Origin of the sequence: Paenibacillus sp. HWE-109 (assembly GCF_022163125.1) — a bacterium.
In the GTDB taxonomy this organism is placed as follows: Bacteria; Bacillota; Bacilli; order Paenibacillales; family NBRC-103111; genus Paenibacillus_E.
The window spans coordinates 7,079,347-7,099,078 of the sequence record NZ_CP091881.1 but is presented as its reverse complement, the minus strand read 5'-3'; the positions used below and the strand labels follow the sequence as shown (position 1 = coordinate 7,099,078).

Here is a 19,732-nt window from a genome sequence, read left to right as displayed (position 1 = left end):
TTACGAAGAAAGGAGTGACTGAATATGGGATATGGAGCAGGTGTAGGCAGTAGTACAGCAGCAGTATTGGTTCTCTTTATTTTGTTGGTTATTATTACTATGACTTTTGCCATATAATAGGCAGTTCGATGACTTTCACCCGCACAAGTTGCTACTTAATCGCGAAATCAAAAAAAGAGTGTTCTCCAACGCCGCGGCGTCAGAGGACACTCTTTTTTATTTATAGCGACATACGGTAAATGTTCACGACATCCTCGCGCGTCAACTTCTTGAAGTTGCCGAAATCGCCGTACACCATGGCCTTGTCTGCCATGATTTCGAGGGTGGAGTCGTCGATGTTGTAATCGGCTAATTTGCTTGGAGCGCCAATGGCCGCGAAGAAATCGCGCAGGGCTGCGATACCCTCTTCCGCAACTTGGCGATCTGATTTGTCAGTCGTCTCGATGTCGAAGACGTGCTGTGCAAACTGTTTGAATCTCGGTACGTTGGCATCCAGCGTATAGGTCATCCAGTTCGGGAAGAGAATGGCCAATCCGCCGCCATGCGGGATATCGTGAACGGCGGACACGGCATGCTCTAAGTTATGCGTCGCCCAGTCGCCCCGCACGCCCATACTCAAGATGCCGTTAAGTGCCATGGTGCCGCTGTATAGAATTGTGGCGCGATCGTCCAGGTTCTCCAGATCCTGCAAGAGCCGAGGAGCGGTGTCGATCACTGTGCGTAAGATGGTTTCACAGAAGCCATCCTGCAAAGGGCTATTTGTTGTGTGATGGAAATATTGTTCGAAGACATGGGACATGATATCCACGATGCCATATACGGTTTGATTTTCCGGCAAGGAGACGGTGTGAGCAGGGTCGAGGATAGAGAATTTCGGGAAAGCAAACGGGCTGCCCCAGCCGAGTTTCTCTTGGGTTTCCCAATTGGTAATCACGGAACCCGAATTCATCTCGGAGCCAGTGGCTGCGATGGTGAGGACCGTCCCAAGCGGAAGCGCACCCTTAGGGGAGGCTTTACGCGTAACGATATCCCAGAAGTCGCCTGCATACTGCGCGCCTACGGCAACGGCTTTGGCACAATCGATGACGCTGCCTCCGCCAACAGCGAGAATGAGGTCGATGTTTTGTTTGCGACACAGCTCGACACCGCGATGAACGGTGGTCAGCCGGGGATTCGGTTCCACGCCGCTGAGTTCGAAGACTTGAGCATCGATGCCTTTTAACAGATGAAGGACGTTGGTGTAAATCCCGTTATTCTTGATGCTTCCGCCACCATAGACGAGCAGCACGTTTTTGCCGTATTTGGGAACCTCAGCTGTTAATTTCTCCAGTTGTCCCTGACCGAAATGCAGTGTGGTTGGATTGTGGAATGTAAAAGTATTCATCGATATACCTCCTCTGTAAATCTGTTGGACAGGTGTAGTCCTTCTTCATTGTATAGAATACGGTGTGAAAAAACAAAACGAAGCAATGAAGGAATACGTACTTATAAGTTGGTTACCCTATCTAGTTATTGCTGAATCTAATTATAGATAAATAGTGGAAATGATTGATCCATCTTGGAGATTTCAACGTTAGATGTATAATTTCACTTTTGGGAAGTGAGTACGTCATGTTTGCAACTAGAAAATCGGATCATGTCTTAGAAACTGCCTATAGCTGTGTAAGATGGTTTTTGGTGCCGACATCGACCTTGCTATTTTTCAAATACTATTACCACACGACGTCAGATTTGATTCTTTATTTCACGCTATTCATTTTTGCTATTGCTTATATGACGGGGACAGAAATTGCTCTGCATCGCAGTCCTGTCGATTCCATGTTCTATCGCTATATGACGAGAATAGGCGTTGTGATGGATTATTTGGCCTTTCTTGCAGTTGTCTCACTGACCGGGGGAACCCATAGTCCGCTGTATCCGGTTGCCTATTTGGTGCTTTTGCATGCGTCGCTGTATTGGAGTTTGGTAGGCGCTATGGTGGCAACTTTCATGGTAATTCTCGGCTATATTGGCATTGTTGTGACCATAGATGGCGGTTTCACGCAAGGGGAGATGCCGCGGCATTTATTTAACTTTGCTTTTTTAATCATGATTGGTGTCATTGGCGGCATCATTGTTTCACGGGAACGAAAGCATTTTGTAGAGAAGGGTATTTTTGAGAATTTGGCTAAAAAAGACTATCTGACCGGGCTTTACAATCACCGCAGTTTTCAGGAGCACATTAGGGAAACGATGGTGAAGCAACAGCGGTTTGCCCTGGTGATGGGTGATATTGATTATTTCAAACAGGTGAATGATCAATATGGTCATCAAGTCGGTGACGCGGTTCTGCGATCCATCGGTACACTGCTTGATTCGATGATCTCCTCGGCCTACGGCCGGGTATTTCGATATGGCGGGGAGGAATTCGCGATTATTCTGTATACGCAAGACCAACATATCGCGAGTGATTTGCTGCATCAATTCATGGACAAGCTGCGTGAGCTGGAGTTCGGAACTGAACAGGAAAAGTTCCATATCACAATGAGCTTGGGCGCTACGATTCGAGATAAAGAGCAGCGGACGACAGAGTTAGTTGCGACAGCAGATTCCCTTTTGTATGCAGCCAAGGAACAGGGCAGAGACAGACTCGTATGGGGATAGACACCGTAATCCTATAATCATGTAACAGGAGCAATTCCTATTACATGCAGCGCTGCATAAGCCAATGAGACTGCTCACGAGGTTGTCGACTTTATGAGACAGCTTCTTTGGCGTTTAGTTAGGCAACTTTTTGCTTGACACTTTTTGAAAAAGGGGGATATAATAAAAATGTAAGATGTGTAACCGGTTACACATTGGTTGTTACATCAAGCAGTAAAGTAAGAATTGTTCTTTTAATAATTGGTAATTATAGAGATAAAGGAAAATTTCGGGTATGTGTAACCGTTTACCTAATAGATAACATCGTTGGGTGTAGGCGGATTGCTCGCATCAGTAGGAGTGGGTTGCAACGAATGGCAACAATTAGAGATGTCGCGAAATTAGCTGGTGTATCGGTTGCGACGATTTCCCGTTATTTGAACAAGAATGGGTACGTCAATGAAGATACCAAGCTCAAAGTGCAGCAAGCGATCAAGACGCTTCAGTATGAGCCCAACGCGATAGCGAGAGGGCTTGCGGGAAGGAAGACAGGGACGATCGCCCTTATTTTCCCCGATATTACGAATCCGTTCTTTGCTGAACTGGCCCGAGCTGTTGAAGATGTGGCACGGATGTACGGGTACACGGTTATTTTGTGCAACTCAGACAATCAAGCAGACAAAGAACAGACGTATATCAAAGTATTGAAGCAGCGATATGTGGATGGCATTCTGTTCGCCTCTTACAACCTTCGTTCCGACGATGTAGAAGCACTGAAGAATGAAAAGATACCAATGGTTATCCTAGATAGAGCGCCGCGTGATGCTTCTTGCACAGTGGTCAGCTCGAAGCACTTGGAAGGTGCCCAGATGGCTGTTCAGCATCTGATGGATGTGGGATGCAAGAAGATTGCTCACATTTATGGCCCGCAGGAGACAGTAACCGGCAGAGAGCGGTTCATTGGGTATGAACAATCGGTGAAGCATTTGCCATGGTATTCACCTAGTCTCGTCGAGCCAGGCCACTTCCGCGTTGATGGCGGGATGACTGCCGTAGAGAATTTGATGCAGCGTCATCCGGATATTGACGGTATTTTTGCAGGCAACGATATGATGGCGCTGGGAGCTCTCAAGAAGCTCCAGAGAATGGGGCTTAAAGTACCTGATCAAGTAGCGCTTGTCGGTTTTGACGGTATCGATTTAACACTCATCGTCGAACCGGAGATTACGACAGTGGCTCAACCGATTTATGATATGGGCATGCTGTCTACGAGGCTGCTGATTAAGAAGATTGAAGGCGACATTCAAGAAGAGCAAACACATCTTTTTGATGTGAATCTCATTACTAGAGGATCGACAGAAAGGAAACGAACTGATGAATAAACCCCGTATTGTGGTCATCGGGAGCTTGAATATGGACATTGTAGTGGAAACGTCCCGATTTCCACGTGTTGGGGAGACGCTGACAGGCGAGCATGTCCATTTCATTCCAGGCGGTAAAGGCGCGAACCAAGCGGTAGCAGCTGCTAGACTGGGAGGCCAGACGACGATGATCGGCTCGATCGGAGACGATATGTTCGGGCAATCTCTCCTCCAATATCTGAACGAAGATGCCATTGTGACAGATTACATCAAGCAAGTTCCAGATAAGCCAACAGGAATTGCTTCCATTATGCTGGCGGAATCGGACAATCGAATCGTGGTCGTTCCGGGTGCGAATGCCTGCTGTTTGCCAGAACACATTCAAGCATTGGAATCTGTCATTGCTGAACATGATATCGTGCTTGTGCAGTTGGAAATTCCGCTAGAAACAGCATCGGCTGCCTGTATACTAGCCAAGAAGTTAGGCAAGATCGTGATTCTGAACCCAGCCCCTGCACAGAAATTGCCAGCGAACATGCTGCAAAGTGTGGACTATATCACACCGAATAGACTGGAGCTTGCGACTCTAACGGGTTTCGAAACCGCTGGCGACGAACAGTTGCAGTCGGCAATGGAAGCGTTGCTGGATATGGGACCGAGCTGTGTCGTAACGACGCTTGGCGAGGAAGGTTCTGCCTTTCTGCGTAAGGGCGAAACAATCGTGAAAATTCCGGCCTACCGAGTTCCTGTGGTAGATACGACTGGCGCAGGCGACGCTTATAATGGCGGACTAGCCTATGCGCTGGCTGCCGGCAGCAGTTTAAGTGAAGCTGTACAATTTGCAAGCAAAGTATCCGCAATGTCAGTAACCAAGCTGGGTGCCCAAGCTGGCATGCCAACCCAAGACGATTTAACAAGACTTCCCATCCAATAAGACCATCCTAAGGGGGATATACGATGAAAAAAAGATTAGGAATTACTGCTCTATTGCTGCTTTCGGTTTTGGTTATCTTAGCTGCTTGCGGGAAGTCTACGACAACGCCTACCAATACGGCCGAGGCAGGCAAAACGGCAACAGCCAAGAAAATCAATGCAGCGTACTTCGTGAACGGTACGCTTGGCGATAAAGGGTTCTTCGACTCCGCGCAACGAGGTGTGAAGCAAGCGATTGAAACTCTCGGCATGGAAGTGAAGACGGTAGAAGGCGGCACGAATCAGGCAGACTGGCCTGCAGGTCTGGAATCACTCGCTTCCAGCAAAAAATATGATGTCATCGTCCTAGGGACAAGCCAAATGACAGACATCCTCAAAGACGTAGCGAAACGTTATGACAAACAGAAATTTATTTTCTTCGATGAAGCGATTACGGGCATTCCCAATGTATATTCCATGACCTATTCACAAAATGAAGGTTCCTTCATGGCGGGCGCATTCGCCGCATTAGTCACGACGAGCACAGAATTGAAAGGCGCTAATCCTGAGAAAGTCATCGGCTTTATCGGAGGCATGGACATCCCTATTATTAACGACTTCAAAGCAGGCTATGAGCAAGGCGCGAAATACGTGGATCCTGCAATCACGGTAGTTTCTTCTTATGTTGGCGATTTTGCAAACGCTCCCAAAGGGAAAGAACTGGCGCTAGCGCAATATAATTCACAAAAAGTAGATATCGCTTTTAACGTCGCAGGCGGAGCTGGGCTTGGTCTTCTGGAAGCCGGCAACTCTTTGGGCAAATATTCAATCGGGGTAGATTCCAATCAAAATGGACTATATCCAGGCAGCGTTCTAACATCCATGGTGAAATCCATCGATAACTCCGTTCTGCGGGCATTGACTTTATACAGCCAAGACAGACTAGGTTTTGGTAAAAATGAAGTGTTAGGTATCAAAGAAGGCGGAGTAGGCTTGGCGAAAGATGATTTGTACAACAAAAATGTTCCGAAAGCAATCCAAGATAAAATCATGGACATCGAACAGAAGTTAAACAAAGGCGAGATTAAAGTACAAACGACTTTGAAATAAGCCGGTAACGAGGGGGAACGCAGCCATGACGATTTTGCTGGAGATGAAAGACATCCATAAAACGTACCCCAACGGTACGAAGGCGAATCGTGGTGTGGATTTAACCGTACATGAAGGTGAGATCCATGCCCTGGTCGGCGAGAATGGAGCGGGCAAGTCGACGCTTATGAAAATATTGTTCGGTCTGGAAGCGCCTACAAGCGGCTCGATTCTCTACAAAGGACAGCCGCTGCGCTTCCAAGGACCGAAAGATGCGATTAAGCAAGGCATGGGGATGGTGCATCAGCACTTCATGCTCGTCCCTTCGCTCACCGTATCGGAAAACATCGTGCTTGGCGAGGAGCCCGTCAAAGGGCTTTTCTCCCTCGTACGAGATCGCGCCAAGGAATTATCGGAGATCGAGAAGTTGATTGAAACTTTCAAACTGAAGGTGGATCCGCGCGCGACGGTTGAAACGATATCTGTAGGCCAGAAACAACGTGTAGAAATTATCAAAGTGCTGTACCGCGGCGCACGCCTTATTATTCTGGACGAGCCTACGGCAGTTTTAACGCCGCAGGAAACGGATGAACTGTTCGAATCGATCCAAACGTTGGTACGACAAGGGTATACGATCATCTTCATTACACATAAACTGCGCGAAGTTATGGAAATATCCAACCGTGTTACGGTGCTGAAAGCAGGCAAAACGATCACGACCCTGCTCACGAAGGATACCAATCCAGAAGAGATTTCGAGACTTATGGTTGGCCGTGAAGTTCTATTCCGTGTTGAGAAGCAGCCGGCTGAGCCCAAAGACACGGTGTTGTCCATTAAGGATCTGTACGCTTCAGATGATAAAGGAGCGCCGGCGCTTCGTGGGATATCTCTTGATATCCGGGCTGGAGAGGTTTTGGGAATCGCCGGTGTAGAAGGCAATGGGCAAACCGAACTGATTGAAACGATCACGGGTTTACGCAAAGCAGCGTCAGGCCAAATTCACTATTTTGGCGAGGAATTGATCGGGAAAAGCGTAGCCCAAATCCGTGCTATGAAGATCGGACACGTTCCGGAAGACCGGCAAACAACGGGGGCCAGTTTAACATCCACGATTGCCGAGAACTTAATTCTTGACCATTACCGGAATCCTGAATTTCGTCGGGGACCTTTTCTAAATAAGAAGAAAATCAAGCAATTTGCCAAAGTTATGATGGACATCTATGACGTCCGCGCTCAAAACGAGGATGTATTGGCGGGCGCATTATCCGGAGGAAATTTACAAAAAGTGGTTATTGCTCGGGAAATATCCAAGAACCCTAAGCTGCTGATTGCTTCGCAGCCGACAAGGGGCGTCGATATTGGAGCCATCGAATTTATCCATCGCGAGATTATCAAAAGGCGGGATGGAGGGGCGGCGGTGCTGCTCGTTTCCGCTGAATTATCGGAAGTCATGGGTTTAAGCGACCGCATTGCCGTTGTGTACAATGGCAGCATCGTGGCGGTACTTGACAACCATGAGGGGCTGACGGAGGAAGAAATCGGCTATTACATGCTGGGGATTAAGCATCAGGAAAGGAAAGAGGCGCTCCAATGAATACAAAACAAGCGATCTATCTCGAAATCACAGGTATCATTGTCGCAGCCGTTCTGGCGATCCTTTGCGGGTTTATCGTTATTATGTTCTCCAGTGAACAGCCGATGGAAGCCATTAGCTCTTTTCTGGGCGGCCCCCTGTCCGGGGCGTTTAATATCGGTACCATTTTGAACAAAGCAGTTCCGCTTATTTTCACGGGGTTGGCACTGTCTGTCGTCTTTCAATGCGGCGTCTTCAGTATGGGAGCCGAAGGTCAGCTGTACGTAGGGGCATTCGTAGGGTCACTAGTCGCTGTGTATGTACATGGATTACCGGCATGGATTCTGCTTCCCTTGGTTCTTCTATGTGCGATGGCTGGCGGGGCGCTGTATGGCGCTGTTCCGGGCTGGCTCAAGACCAAATGGGATGCCAACGAAATTGTGACTACGCTGATGCTGAATTTTGTGGCTATTCTGACCACGTCCTATTTGGTTAACAATGTGTTTAAAGACTCTGCCAGCGGCGGCTATGCCCGTATGCATTATGTGGCGGATGGCACCAAGCTGGGCAAAATTTTCGCTGGTTTTCCGGCACACTATGGAGTGCTTATCGCTCTGTTGGCTGCTGTTGTTGTATATCTTTTTATGTATAAAACAAGATCAGGTTACGAGATGCGATTAGTGGGCAAAAACAGCCGATTTGCCAATTATGGCGGCATTTCCACGAAACGTGTTGTGATCGTAAGTGTCATGATTAGCGGTGCGCTTGCTGGACTTGCCGGCATCGTGGAAATTCTAGGCGTGCATGGCACCTATAAAGATAATTTTTCATCAGGTTTAGGATTTGATGGCATTATCATTGCGCTTCTCGCGAGGAATCATCCGATTGGCGTTGTGGCTGTCAGCCTGTTTTACGCTTACCTCCAAGTGGGTGCAACCCAAATGCAGGTTGGAAGCGATGTGCCGCGTGAACTAGCCATTATTATTCAAGTTATGTTGGTCCTATTCGTATCCTCACAAGCGATATTCACTTATTTGAAGCAAAAATCTGCGCTACGTCAAAAGGCGGTGAACTAAGATGCTATCAGCTCTCTGGGCACAAATCATCGACTTGTCTCTCTTCATTGTCTTGCTCAGGTTCACAACGCCGATTCTCCTCTCGGCTCTTGGCGGTCTGATCGCTGATGTTGCAGGCGTCATCAATATCGGTTTGGAAGGCCTGATGTTAATTTCGGCATTTAGCGCCATTGCGGTGGGCTCTGTTACGGACAGTTGGGTTCTTGGTATGGTCGCAGGCGTTGCGTCTTCCATGCTCGTTTGTTACGGAATGGGTTTCTTCTCCCTCAAACTGAAAGTAGATATGATCATTACCGGCTTTGCCGTGAATATTTTTGGTTCAGGCGTAACGATTTTCCTTATGAACAAAATCTTTGGGGTGACGGGCAATTACTCCCCATCGGCAATCCACAACATTCCAGTCGTGCACATACCGGTTATCGAATCGATCCCTGTTCTGGGCAAACTGCTTAGCGGTCATAGTCTGATGACGTGGATTGCTTTCCTTTCCGTGCTGATATGCGTATTTATTCTCTACAAAACGCCGTACGGCGTTCATCTCCGTTCGGTTGGGGAAGCTCCGCAAGCGGCCAAATCGCTCGGTATTTCTGTCCATCGCATTCAATTCTCGGCGCTCGCATGGAGCGGGCTGTTCACAGGGTTGGCTGGCGCGTATTTATCAATGGGCATGACGAGCATGTTCGTGAAAGACATGACGGCGGGAACCGGATTCCTGGCGTTGGCGGTCGTCTTGTTAGGGAACCGCAATCCCATCGGGATTCTGTTCGGCTCGCTGATCTTCGGATTGGCAAGCGCCATTGCCACTGTCGTCCAAACCATTCCAGGAAGCAAGGTTCCGAGTCAGTTCATCCAAATGATTCCTTACCTTGTGACCATTGTTGCACTGATCTTCTTCGCTATTCGCAAGAAGCGGAAGCTGAACGATGCGCTTAGAGCGCAGACCGAACGATCCAAGATAGCTGCGGCCTAGCAGACAACTGACTAAGAGGATGGAAGGCGGAGCGTATGATGGAACATGTGAAACGTAAAATTATCATTGATTGCGATCCTGGGCACGATGATGCTATCGCGATCTTGTTGGCAGGGGCTAACCCCTATGTGGAGTTGGTCGCGATTACAACGGTTGCTGGCAATGCCGAGGTGGAGAAAACGACAGTAAACGCGTTGAAGGTATGCGAATTAGCCGGCATTACGCACATACCAGTTGCCAAAGGGGCCGGACAGCCGCTCTTGCGAGTGCGCCAGACGGCAGCGGACATTCATGGCGATTCTGGCATGGATGGCCCTACGCTGCCTCATCCGCAGAAATCGGAGGAGCAGGAGCATGCTGTTGATCTCTTGATCCGCAAATTGATGGAGTCAGATGGCGATATTACGCTGGTTCCTGTCGCGCCGCTCACGAACATTGCCCTGGCGATGCGGAAAGAGCCTGCAATTTTAGGCAAAATACAGGAGATTGTCATTATGGGCGGAGGTACGTTCGGGAACACGACACCAGCTGCTGAATTCAATATTTATGTGGATGCGGAAGCGGCCAAAATCGTTTTCGAGAGCGGTGTGCCGATCACGATGATGGGTCTGGATTTGACGCATCAAGCGATCGTTACCGACGAGATTCACCAGCGCATTCTCGATGTAGATAACAACGTCTCTCATTTTGTACATGAACTGTTAGGCTTTTTTGCCCATACGTACAAGGAAGTTTTCGGCTTTGCGGGGGCTCCGATTCACGATGCCTGCTGTGTTGCTTATTGCATTGATCCGACGGCCTTCGGAACGAAGAAGCTGCGCGTTGACATCGAAACCAAGGGTGAGCATACCTACGGCATGACGGTCGTTGACTTGCTTGGCGTCACAGGACGGGAACCTAATGTGAATGTCGCTTTTACGCTTGATCAGGATAAATTCTGGGATATGCTCATTCAAACTTTGAAAAACTACACATAGAGGTGATCACCATGCAAAATGTTCGGATGATTCTTGATGTTGATACAGGTATTGATGATTCAATGGCGATTCTGCTGGCTTTGAAAACAAAACATATTAAAGTAGAGGGCATTACCACCGTGTTCGGCAACACCGATGTCGTACAAGCGACTCGCAACACGCTGCAAGTGATTGAGCTGTCAGGCGTCCCTTATGAAGTGCCCGTTGCTATGGGGGCAGCGCGCCCTTTGTACCGCGACTGGAAGGGACCTGTCACGCACATTCATGGCGATAACGGGATTGGCAACTGCGAGCTGCCTGAGCCCAAAGGCAAGGCGATTCCAGAGAGCGCATCTGACTTCATCGTTCGTATGGTCAATGAAAACCCGCATGAGCTGACGTTCGTGTTCGTGGGCCGCATGACGAATCTAGCGCTCGCACTCGCCAAAGATCCAACCATTGCTTCCAAGGTGAAGCGTCTGGTCATCATGGGCGGCGCAGTCAAAGTGCCTGGCAACGTTACGCCTGTTGCTGAAGCGAACATCTATGGCGATCCGGAGGCAGCGCACCGCGTGTTTGAATCGGGCATCCCGATTACGCTTGTCGGTCTCGATGTCACGATGAAAACAATCATCGGCGAAGAACACCGCCTCGACCTGATGGCATCGCCGATTCCTGGTAATGAAAGAGCTGCTGCTTACATCGGTGAAGCCTTTCAATTTTATTTCGGCGCGTATGATAAGCAAAATGGTTTCTACGGCGCACCGCTGCATGATCCGCTCGCTGTTGCCGTTGCTGCTTACCCGGATTTAATTACAACCGAAGACCATTATATAAGGATTGAAACGAAAGGGACCATGTCCTACGGAGCTACCTTGGCGGATTTACGCAGATCGGTAGAAGTTACGAACACAGCAGTAGGGGTCGGTGTCGACAGCCCGCGGTTTCTTGACTATTTCATCAACACATTAAAGAGCTAACGAGAGGAGAACTAAGATGAAACCGATTATTTTGGATGTCGATACAGGTATTGATGATGCGTTAGCGATAAGTTATGCTGTAAATTCCCCTGAACTTGAGTTGTTGGGGGTAACGACTTGCTTCGGCAATGTAACCGTTCAGGAAGCCACCCGTAATACGCTGCTGGTTCTGGAGCATCTGGACAGCTCGCTGCCAGTTATTCCTGGCGCAGCTAAGCCGTTCTTCGTGAGCCGCGTGAAGGCGAGTGCGGTCCATATCCACGGCAGAGATGGCATGGGGAATACACTGAGCGATGGCAAGCTGCCTAAGCGTGAAGCATCGTCGCAATATGCGCCGCAGTTTATTATTGATCAAGTACGAAGCAGACCGCATCAGGTAACGATTATTACCGTAGCCGCGATGACCAATCTTGCGCTGGCGATTATGCAGGCTCCTGACATTGTGAACCTGGTCGACAATGTCATCGTTATGGGCGGGGCTGTTACACGCGCCGGCAATGCTACGCCACATGCGGAAGCGAACATCTATGCCGACCCGGAAGCAGCGGATTATGTCTTCGCCTCCGGCATTCCGATTACGCTCGTCGGTCTGGACGTGACGATGGAGACTTTGCTGCCTAAGAAAGATGTCGAAGTGTGGCGGGACAAGCAGACGACGCTTGGGGACTTGATGGCGGACATGACCGACTTTTACATTGATGCCTATGAAGACTTCTACCCAGGCATTGGCGGCTGTGGTCTGCACGACCCGCTTGCTGTAGGCGTAGCGATACATCCAGATTTCGTAACGACGTCCCCGATGCATGTTCGGGTCGATCTGGATGGCTTCCACACGCTGGGCCGTACAGTTGGAGACCTGCGCAGCAAGCCTGCCAATCAGCCTAATATGCAAGTTTGTTTGCAAGTAGACGCGGATCGTTTCCTGAAACATTTCCTAAGTAGAGTTGTTTAAGTTTATCAAATCGTATATTAACGAAACGTGGCGGACTGGGCACAGTCCGTTTTTTTCTTTTCGCAGGGAGGCATCATGAAGTACATTCTATTCGTATTAGCCGGGGCATGCAGCTTCGGCATGTTATCGACGTTCGTTAAGAAAGCTTACGAATCCGGCTTCAATGTCGGTGACGTAGTCGGCAGTCAAAATCTTTTTGGTGTCATCATGTTGTGGATCTTAGTACTCGTATCGGTCAAATCGACTAAACAAGCGGCGGCTTCAAGCGCCTTCAAAGTAACCAAGCGACAGATCCTCCCGCTCATGGCAGTAGGAACCACGACAGGTTTAACGGGCATTTTCTATTACGCGGCGCTGCAGTATATTTCCGCTTCTTTCGCCATCATTCTGCTGTTCCAATTCACCTGGATGGGCATCCTGTTGGAAGCTATCGTGGAACGCAAGCGTCCTGGCAAGGAAAAGCTGCTGTCCCTCGTTATTTTGTTTGTTGGAATCATCATGGCAAGCGGCTATATCGGCGGCGGCCAGGAAGCAATATCCTGGATAGGTGTGGTTCTAGGTCTGCTCGCTGCTGTGACGTATGCCCTGTTCATCTGGTTTAGCGGCAAGACGGCCAAACAGGTCGCTCCCATCACGCGAAGCGCCATTATGCTTACTGGCTCTTTCATTCTGGTCATGCTGGTATTTCCACCGCATTTTCTTGTGAACGGTTCTTTGCATGAAGCGCTGCTGCCTTGGGCGCTGCTGCTTGCTTTCTTCGGCGTGGTGATTCCACCTTTGTTCTTCGCTATTGGTGTACCCAAGATTGGCGGCGGGTTGGCAACGATTCTCAGCGCAGCTGAACTGCCGACAGCGGTCATTATGTCCTATGTCGTGCTGAGCGAGTCAGTGAACTGGCTGCAATGGTTAGGCGTGGTGGTGACGATGTGCGGCATCGCCCTGCCTGAGTTGGCGAAGCGGAGGAAGAGGCAGGGTATGATAAGTGCTCAAATGTAAGGCGTGACAGGAATTTCAATCGAGCATGCCGAATTCTTCCACATAGGTATAGGAGGGGAGCCGACCATGCAAGGATACACGGTAGGACAGACTGCTAAGATATGCCAGACCTCAATCCAAACGCTTCATTTCTATGACAAAATCGGGCTTGTTAAGCCGCATCGAGTGGATGCCCAGAATGGGTATCGCTATTATTCGAGCCATGACATTCTGGCCATTAAGGTTGTGCAGGACCTGCAAAGCATGCAGTTTACGCTTGAGCAGGTTGGGCAGGTGTTCAAAAACAACAGCATGGCCAGCATCCCTGAGCTGATGAGTGCGAAGAAAGCGGAGGCCGAAGAAACCATTCGGACGCTGCAAACCGTTGTCGGAACCATTGATGAGCGGTTGAAGCATTTGGATGACCATAGTCAGCTGCGCAAAGCTTTTGAAGGAACGGATTATTATTTGGAACTGCAAACGTATCCGGATCGATTCATGGCGTATGAACGCCAAAATGCTGTATGCGGCATGGAATCTTCCGTGATCCGATTCATGGCTCTATTTGACCGGATCAAAGAGCATGGGTTGACGGCGGATGGCTACTTCTGGACGATCTATCACGAGGATCTGCTGACATTTGACCGCAACGACTCGGATATCGAGGTTTGTATTCCCATACTGCCTTGCGAGCATGAACCTTCGTTCACAAGATGGCTGCCTGGCGGTGACTACATATCGGCGGTATTCGCCGGGTTCCCGAACGAGGAATCGTGCAAGGGTCTCTATAGACGTCTGAGACAGTGGATGAACGAAAATGGTTACGAAGAGAACGGTCCTGTATTGGAACGTTATCTGGTTGATTTTACACATATGAGGAATGTCGAAGAGTTTATCGTTGATTTGCAAATTCCTGTAAAACGCGTATTGACCCTATAGTTGCTATAGGGTTTATTTTTATTTTATAGGCTGGTTAACCGGCGATAAACGCTTAGGAGGATGGCAGGATGGAAGTCATTTTAGGAACGGGACCATTGGGTCGGGCTGTGATGAAAGAACTTTTACGCAAAGGGAAAAAGGTTAGAATGGTCAATTCTTCGGGAAAAGCTAACGTCCCTGGCGATGTTGAAGTGGTACAGGGCGATCTGATGAGCGAAGGCGGAGCGCTAGCGGCGTTAAAGGGGGCAACCCATGTATTCCAGTGTGCAGCCCCTCCTTATCACAAGTGGGAGGGCTTGTTTCAGCAAATGATGAGCTGTATTACCCAAGCGGCAGCCTTCCATCAAGCCAGTTTGATCATGGGAGATAATCTCTATATGTATGGAGAGGTTCAAGGCCCCATGCATGAGGGAATGCCTTATAAGGCGCATACGCGCAAAGGGAAAGTGCGGGCAGAAGTCGCTCAGAACCTGCTGAATTTGCATAACCAAGGCATACTTAAGGTGGCAATCGGCAGAGGATCGGACTTTTATGGACCGCATGCGGCGAATTCCTCATTTGGCGGGCGTTTTTTTGGGCCGCTGATAGCCGGGAAGTCGGTTGCTCTGATGGGGAACCCCGATCAGCTGCACACAGTAACCTACGTCGAGGACTTTGGCCGAGCCCTTGTCGTCCTGAGCGAGCACGAGGATGCTCTCGGTCAGATCTGGCACGTGCCCCATGCGGAGACGGTAAGTGCCCGCAGGTTCACAGAATTGGCCTTCGAGGCTGCGGGACACGCTCCGCGGATCGGCACGATGGGGCGTGGCATGCTGCGCATTGGCGGCTTATTCATACCCGCGGCGCGCGAAATGATCGAGATGCTGTATGAATTTGAGCAGCCATTTGTGATGGATTGCACGAAATTTACACAGCGATTTGGTTCGGTGATGACGCCAACACCGCTTCGTACAGCGCTCAAGGAAACTGTGGCGTGGTACCGCACGCAAGCAAAATAAGAAGCAAGCTACTTCTAGCGACGGATTCATTTTGTTTATATTCCGTTTAAAATAGACGTGTATGATCTGGTTAAAGAAGAAGATCATACACAGACGGATGTAAATATCCGATCGGTAAAGGAGTAGATAGATATGGGAACGGCAACTACAACGAAAGATGAGCTCAAGGGCAAAGGCAATTGGCGCGGTTTTATCCGCTTGCTGCTCCAGACCAATCCCCCCAAGCTTGTACTAGGCATAGCATTAGGATTGAGCGTGATCTCGACCTTGGTCGGCTTGGTTATCCCGCTGTTCACGAAGAATGTCGTCGACAGCTTCTCTATTGATTCGCTGAATTGGCTGCAGATTAGCGGAATGGCTATTGCTTTCGTTGCTTCGGCGATCGCCTCTGGCGTTTCCGTCTACTTGCTGAATTTCGCCGGACAGCGGGTTGTGGCCGGGATTAGAGAGCGACTATGGAAAAAGCTGCTCGTGCTGCCGGTTAGCTATTATGACAACCACCAGACAGGTGACACGATTTCTCGCATGACGAATGACACCGCCGTTATTAAAGGTTTGATCGCGGAGCATATGTCAGGCTTTGTTACAGGTATTATTTCGATTGTCGGTTCCATCGTCGTTCTAATTTATATGGATTGGAAAATGACACTCATCATGTTCAGCGTATTCCCCATTGCATTCGTAATTCTCTTCCCGCTGGGTCGACAAATGTTCAAAATATCCAAAGGCATGCAAGCAGAGACGGCCAGCTTCACATCGGTGCTTAACCGGGTATTGTCGGAAATTCGTCTTGTCAAAGCTGCGAATGCCGAGCCTGTCGAATATAAAGAAGGCAGCACAGGCATTCAGAAGCTGTTCAAATTCGGCTTAAAAGAAGGCCGCATCCAAGCGCTGATGGCGCCGCTGGTTACCTTCGTTATGCTTATGCTATTCGTTGTGCTTTTTGGCTATGGCGGCACACGTGTAGCCTCGGGAGCGATCACGGCCGGGCAGTTAGTCGCCTTCATGTTGTATTTGTTCCAAATTATTATGCCGATTACGCAAATTACGCAGTTCTTTAATCAAGCGCAGAAAGCTATGGGGGCTACAGACACGATTCTCAATGTGCTCGATTACGAAGAAGAGAACCCACATGCTGGCGTCCCTGTTGCGAACGCTTCGCAATCGCTGCTGTTCGATCGGGTGACCTACGGGTACAAAGAAGGGGAACCTGTCTTGAAGAATGTCAGCTTCACCATGGAAGCGGGCAAGGTCACGGCTATCGTAGGTCCGAGCGGAAGCGGGAAGACGACGATGTTCTCGCTGTTGGAGCGGTTCTATACACCTCAGCAGGGGGCTATCTCACTGGGTGATGAGGGTATTGACCAGTTCTCGCTCATCTCTTGGCGCAGCCAGATCGGGTATGTGTCGCAAGAGAGTCCGCTGATTGCCGGGACGATTCGCGATAATATTTGTTACGGCTTGCAGCATGACGTGTCGATGGAAGAGCTGCAAAGAGCTTCGAAGATGGCCTATGCCGATGCTTTCATTGATGAACTCCCGCAGAAGTACGATACGGAAGTTGGGGAGCGCGGGATCAAGCTATCCGGCGGACAACGACAACGGATTGCCATCGCTCGAGCCTTGCTGCGCGATCCGAAAATCCTAATGCTGGACGAAGCGACATCGAGTCTGGACAGCAAATCAGAGGTCGTTGTGCAGCAGGCTTTGCAGAATCTGATGCAAGGGCGCACGACACTCGTCATCGCGCACCGCTTATCGACGGTCGTCGATGCCGACCAAATCATTTTCCTCGACAAAGGCGTAGTCACAGGCAGCGGCACGCATCAGCAATTGGTGGAATCACACGAGATGTACCGCGAGTTCGCGGCGCAGCAATTGCAATTGCAGGAGCAGATGGTTGCGGAGCATGCGCCTGGGGTTGGGTTGTAGAAATTGGTTAAAGCCGCTTCGGGATATTCGTATACAAAGGAAGAAACCGCTCCTAAAATGGAGCGGTTTTTTAATAGAAAACATAAATAATTCAGTCCATTTAATCTGTTGAAAAAGATATAAAAAATAAAAATGCTATCTAAAAATATCGCATTTTTATCATGTTATTTTAGCAAGCTGATCACTTGGAAATATTTCTTCTAATAAGTTTTCTAACAATAGATAATATGAATCTTCTAAATCGGCTGGCTTTAGATTTTCAATTACCATATCTTTTATTTCCTCGATTATTTGCTTCCTACTTTCTTTATCCGTTTCAACAACTTTTAATGCATCATCAAGTATTAGCAATTTGGGTTTTGTAGTTATAAAAGACTCTTTTGTTATAAGTGGTAGATTTTTATATGTATTTTCTCGTAATTCATCAATTGTTCTTATGAAGCAATGTGGTTTAATAAAATCCTCCACAGTACTTACATTAAATCCTTCAGTTAATTCATCATATCTCTTCCATACTCCATGCATTCTTAACTTAACAAACTCTTTCTGCCATTCTCTGGCAGGTTTATCATTATCACTTAATATTATATATTGCCGATTAGCAAGTTCAAGAATATTCGCAATGTGTTTAACATCTTTTACACCTTTAGCATGACATAAACCAGCATCTATTAGTTTCTTTACATCTTTATATTTTTCTGGAACATTTGTCATTGCAATGCTAAATAATTCCTTGTCCTTCCATCCTTCAAAAATAATGTTCTTGCTTTTTAGAGTTTCAAATACTGAGAAGCCTAAAGCTTTGAATATTACTTCTTCATCAACAAAGTTGGACTCATTAACTTCGGTTACTTTTGTTTGTTCATCTGATTTATCTACAATTAAATGTCGTGATATTTCCTCTTTGTCAATCATGAAAATCGAGTGTGTACTGTAAATTATGTGGTTATGCGTAGAAATTTTTATTAATTCATCTCTTAAATACTTTTGGCCAGAAGGATGTAACCCCAAATCAGGCTCGTCAAAAAGTAGTAGAGCATTTTTCATGTTGTCGCTTTGAACCTTAGCGGATATAGATAGGAGGAAACTTATAAATCTTTTAAACCCGTCACTACGCTGGACCAATTCATATCGATTAAATTTATCCTTAATGCTTGCTTCAATATGTTCGCCATTAGGACTTAACTCAAATCGGATATGATTATATTCATTCCAAACGTTTTGAAAATGTTCTGTAGTCTTTGTGGCTACTCTATCTAATAAATTTCTTAGCCCTTGTTTATTTTTACTTATTGCATCCTGAATAGTTTCTGGAATATTATTTATTCCTGCTAATTCAAACATCGACTTTAGTGGAAGGCAACTATCTGGATTAGAAATGAAAGTGCTTATTATTATACTGGGTGGTAATAGATGTTTATTTTCATAGCGCCAAAAAATTGTATCTACTTTATTATTAAGAGCAAAATCATTGATAGTAGTAGATATACATTTTAGTATATATTGGCCTGTAACATTCTCGTAGTGAATTGGGGGAATCTCAGGGAAATCTTGAATATTAATTAGATCAAAACTGTTTAAGTTGACTAACTCTCCATTTAAATCAAAAGTATATTCAGTGTTAGCAATTGGCTTTTTTAGATTACTTGGGACTACGTAATTATCAGCACTTTTCAACGGAGTAGTAGATTGCATTCTTTTACCCGTAGGAATGGCTACTTTATAAATAGTTTCATCATAGCAGGTATCAATAATGTTTTTAAGGAGTTCTTCTTCCCCTTCTTTAGTAAATAGTGCGAGCTTGTTTATATCTTTTGTTAGTACTTTCTTGGTTTGTGAAACAAGTATTGTATTTTTGTCTTTGGAGTCCAAGGTGAAGAAAAACCATATTTTCCCTTCTCTAATTAAATTCTCATCTGGCAAACCATCTCTTAAATCATTGTTATTAATTTTATTATTCGAATTTAACGTTGATAGGGCTTTTAAAATATTGGATTTACCAACTTCATTCTTTCCAACCAATACCCTGCATTTTGTAATGAAAGATATTGTGATTTTTTCAATTGAGCGAAAGTTCTCAATTGAAACTCTATTTAAATACATGTAAGCACATTCCTTCCTTTCATCTTCTTTCGATTGATTTTAGTTCTATAATACTACAAAATTTTCTTTATTAAAGAAAAAATGTTGAATTCTAGCCTTAATTGGCGAATTGTGACTAAAGTTATATTGTGGGAAGTGTTCCCTGTATTCCCATTGTTTGAACCTTATCTAGTTTTAAAAGAGTCTACATTAATGATTCAATCCCCAAATGTCAAAACTCTTCAAAACGGAAGTATAGGAAAGGCTGGTAAGGCGTGGAATAATCGACAAAGTAGTAGCTTCGATTTATTGAGG

General features: G+C 47.2%; 17 protein-coding genes. 15 read left to right on the top strand and 2 right to left on the bottom strand.

The genetic code is table 11. The annotated features are described in order from the left end of the window. The first annotated feature begins 24 nt into the window (after positions 1-24). Complete coding sequence (locus LOZ80_RS30415; RefSeq protein WP_238168112.1) at positions 25-117, top strand: YjcZ family sporulation protein; 93 nt, start codon at positions 25-27, stop codon at positions 115-117. 103 nt (positions 118-220) lie between these two features. On the opposite strand, the gene LOZ80_RS30410 is transcribed toward LOZ80_RS30415, so the two are convergent. Then, positions 221-1,384 carry an iron-containing alcohol dehydrogenase gene (locus tag LOZ80_RS30410; protein WP_238168111.1) on the bottom strand — a complete coding sequence of 388 codons (1,164 nt, stop codon included), beginning with the start codon at positions 1,382-1,384 and terminating at the stop codon, positions 221-223. A 227-nt stretch (positions 1,385-1,611) separates the two neighbouring features. Here LOZ80_RS30410 and LOZ80_RS30405 point away from each other — a divergent pair, with 227 nt between their 5' ends. The 14 genes from LOZ80_RS30405 to LOZ80_RS30340 all read left to right on the top strand — a co-directional run bounded on the left by LOZ80_RS30405 (position 1,612) and on the right by LOZ80_RS30340 (position 17,335). After that, positions 1,612-2,643 (top strand): GGDEF domain-containing protein, encoded by a 1,032-nt coding sequence (locus LOZ80_RS30405; protein ID WP_238168110.1) that lies wholly within the window; start codon positions 1,612-1,614, stop codon positions 2,641-2,643. Positions 2,644-2,996: 353 nt separating this feature from the next. Next, the gene (locus tag LOZ80_RS30400; protein WP_238168109.1) at positions 2,997-4,004 is read left to right on the top strand and encodes a LacI family DNA-binding transcriptional regulator; all 1,008 of its coding nucleotides are present in this window, start codon (positions 2,997-2,999) and stop codon (positions 4,002-4,004) included. After that, entirely contained in the window at positions 3,997-4,917 is a 921-nt protein-coding gene (gene rbsK, locus LOZ80_RS30395) for a ribokinase (protein ID WP_238168108.1), read from the top strand. The genes LOZ80_RS30400 and rbsK overlap by 8 nt, the downstream gene beginning before the upstream one ends. Before the next feature lie 23 nt (positions 4,918-4,940). After that, entirely contained in the window at positions 4,941-6,005 is a 1,065-nt protein-coding gene (locus tag LOZ80_RS30390; RefSeq protein ID WP_189013111.1) for a BMP family lipoprotein, read from the top strand. 25 nt (positions 6,006-6,030) lie between these two features. Next, the gene (locus LOZ80_RS30385) at positions 6,031-7,578 is read left to right on the top strand and encodes an ABC transporter ATP-binding protein (RefSeq protein ID WP_238168107.1); all 1,548 of its coding nucleotides are present in this window, start codon (positions 6,031-6,033) and stop codon (positions 7,576-7,578) included. Beyond that, entirely contained in the window at positions 7,575-8,633 is a 1,059-nt protein-coding gene (locus LOZ80_RS30380; protein WP_238168106.1) for an ABC transporter permease, read from the top strand. Before LOZ80_RS30385 ends, LOZ80_RS30380 begins: the two co-directional genes overlap by 4 nt. Before the next feature lies 1 nt (position 8,634). After that, positions 8,635-9,603, top strand: a complete 969-nt coding sequence (locus LOZ80_RS30375; protein WP_238168105.1) for an ABC transporter permease — start codon at positions 8,635-8,637, stop codon at positions 9,601-9,603. A 35-nt stretch (positions 9,604-9,638) separates the two neighbouring features. Beyond that, a complete protein-coding gene (locus LOZ80_RS30370; protein WP_238168104.1) occupies positions 9,639-10,580 on the top strand; it encodes a nucleoside hydrolase in 942 nt (313 codons plus the stop codon). An 11-nt stretch (positions 10,581-10,591) separates the two neighbouring features. Then, positions 10,592-11,539 (top strand): nucleoside hydrolase, encoded by a 948-nt coding sequence (locus LOZ80_RS30365; protein ID WP_238168103.1) that lies wholly within the window; start codon positions 10,592-10,594, stop codon positions 11,537-11,539. Positions 11,540-11,555: 16 nt separating this feature from the next. Beyond that, positions 11,556-12,491, top strand: coding sequence for a nucleoside hydrolase (locus tag LOZ80_RS30360; RefSeq protein ID WP_238168102.1), 936 nt, complete (start codon positions 11,556-11,558; stop codon positions 12,489-12,491). 75 nt (positions 12,492-12,566) lie between these two features. After that, positions 12,567-13,487: an EamA family transporter gene (locus LOZ80_RS30355; RefSeq protein WP_238168101.1), complete on the top strand. Its 921-nt coding sequence runs from the start codon at positions 12,567-12,569 to the stop codon at positions 13,485-13,487. A 66-nt stretch (positions 13,488-13,553) separates the two neighbouring features. Next, a complete protein-coding gene (locus LOZ80_RS30350) occupies positions 13,554-14,405 on the top strand; it encodes a MerR family transcriptional regulator (protein ID WP_238168100.1) in 852 nt (283 codons plus the stop codon). Positions 14,406-14,473: 68 nt separating this feature from the next. Next, entirely contained in the window at positions 14,474-15,403 is a 930-nt protein-coding gene (locus tag LOZ80_RS30345) for an NAD-dependent epimerase/dehydratase family protein (RefSeq protein ID WP_238168099.1), read from the top strand. A gap of 132 nt (positions 15,404-15,535) precedes the next feature. Beyond that, complete coding sequence (locus LOZ80_RS30340) at positions 15,536-17,335, top strand: ABC transporter ATP-binding protein (RefSeq protein ID WP_238168098.1); 1,800 nt, start codon at positions 15,536-15,538, stop codon at positions 17,333-17,335. Between the two features lie 159 nt (positions 17,336-17,494). On the opposite strand, the gene LOZ80_RS30335 is transcribed toward LOZ80_RS30340, so the two are convergent. Further along, complete coding sequence (locus LOZ80_RS30335) at positions 17,495-19,438, bottom strand: AAA family ATPase (RefSeq protein WP_238168097.1); 1,944 nt, start codon at positions 19,436-19,438, stop codon at positions 17,495-17,497. Between the last annotated feature and the right edge of the window lie 294 nt (positions 19,439-19,732).

Excerpts from the sequence above, each read along its gene's own strand:
- LOZ80_RS30415 (WP_238168112.1), top strand. The coding sequence starts at position 25 with ATGGGATATGGAGCAGGTGTAGGCAGTAGTACAGCAGCAGTATTGGTT.
- LOZ80_RS30410 (WP_238168111.1), bottom strand. The coding sequence starts at position 1,384 with ATGAATACTTTTACATTCCACAATCCAACCACACTGCATTTCGGTCAG.
- LOZ80_RS30405 (WP_238168110.1), top strand. The coding sequence starts at position 1,612 with ATGTTTGCAACTAGAAAATCGGATCATGTCTTAGAAACTGCCTATAGC.
- LOZ80_RS30400 (WP_238168109.1), top strand. The coding sequence starts at position 2,997 with ATGGCAACAATTAGAGATGTCGCGAAATTAGCTGGTGTATCGGTTGCG.
- rbsK (WP_238168108.1), top strand. The coding sequence starts at position 3,997 with ATGAATAAACCCCGTATTGTGGTCATCGGGAGCTTGAATATGGACATT.
- LOZ80_RS30390 (WP_189013111.1), top strand. The coding sequence starts at position 4,941 with ATGAAAAAAAGATTAGGAATTACTGCTCTATTGCTGCTTTCGGTTTTG.
- LOZ80_RS30385 (WP_238168107.1), top strand. The coding sequence starts at position 6,031 with ATGACGATTTTGCTGGAGATGAAAGACATCCATAAAACGTACCCCAAC.
- LOZ80_RS30380 (WP_238168106.1), top strand. The coding sequence starts at position 7,575 with ATGAATACAAAACAAGCGATCTATCTCGAAATCACAGGTATCATTGTC.
- LOZ80_RS30375 (WP_238168105.1), top strand. The coding sequence starts at position 8,635 with ATGCTATCAGCTCTCTGGGCACAAATCATCGACTTGTCTCTCTTCATT.
- LOZ80_RS30370 (WP_238168104.1), top strand. The coding sequence starts at position 9,639 with ATGATGGAACATGTGAAACGTAAAATTATCATTGATTGCGATCCTGGG.
- LOZ80_RS30365 (WP_238168103.1), top strand. The coding sequence starts at position 10,592 with ATGCAAAATGTTCGGATGATTCTTGATGTTGATACAGGTATTGATGAT.
- LOZ80_RS30360 (WP_238168102.1), top strand. The coding sequence starts at position 11,556 with ATGAAACCGATTATTTTGGATGTCGATACAGGTATTGATGATGCGTTA.
- LOZ80_RS30355 (WP_238168101.1), top strand. The coding sequence starts at position 12,567 with ATGAAGTACATTCTATTCGTATTAGCCGGGGCATGCAGCTTCGGCATG.
- LOZ80_RS30350 (WP_238168100.1), top strand. The coding sequence starts at position 13,554 with ATGCAAGGATACACGGTAGGACAGACTGCTAAGATATGCCAGACCTCA.
- LOZ80_RS30345 (WP_238168099.1), top strand. The coding sequence starts at position 14,474 with ATGGAAGTCATTTTAGGAACGGGACCATTGGGTCGGGCTGTGATGAAA.
- LOZ80_RS30340 (WP_238168098.1), top strand. The coding sequence starts at position 15,536 with ATGGGAACGGCAACTACAACGAAAGATGAGCTCAAGGGCAAAGGCAAT.
- LOZ80_RS30335 (WP_238168097.1), bottom strand. The coding sequence starts at position 19,438 with ATGTATTTAAATAGAGTTTCAATTGAGAACTTTCGCTCAATTGAAAAA.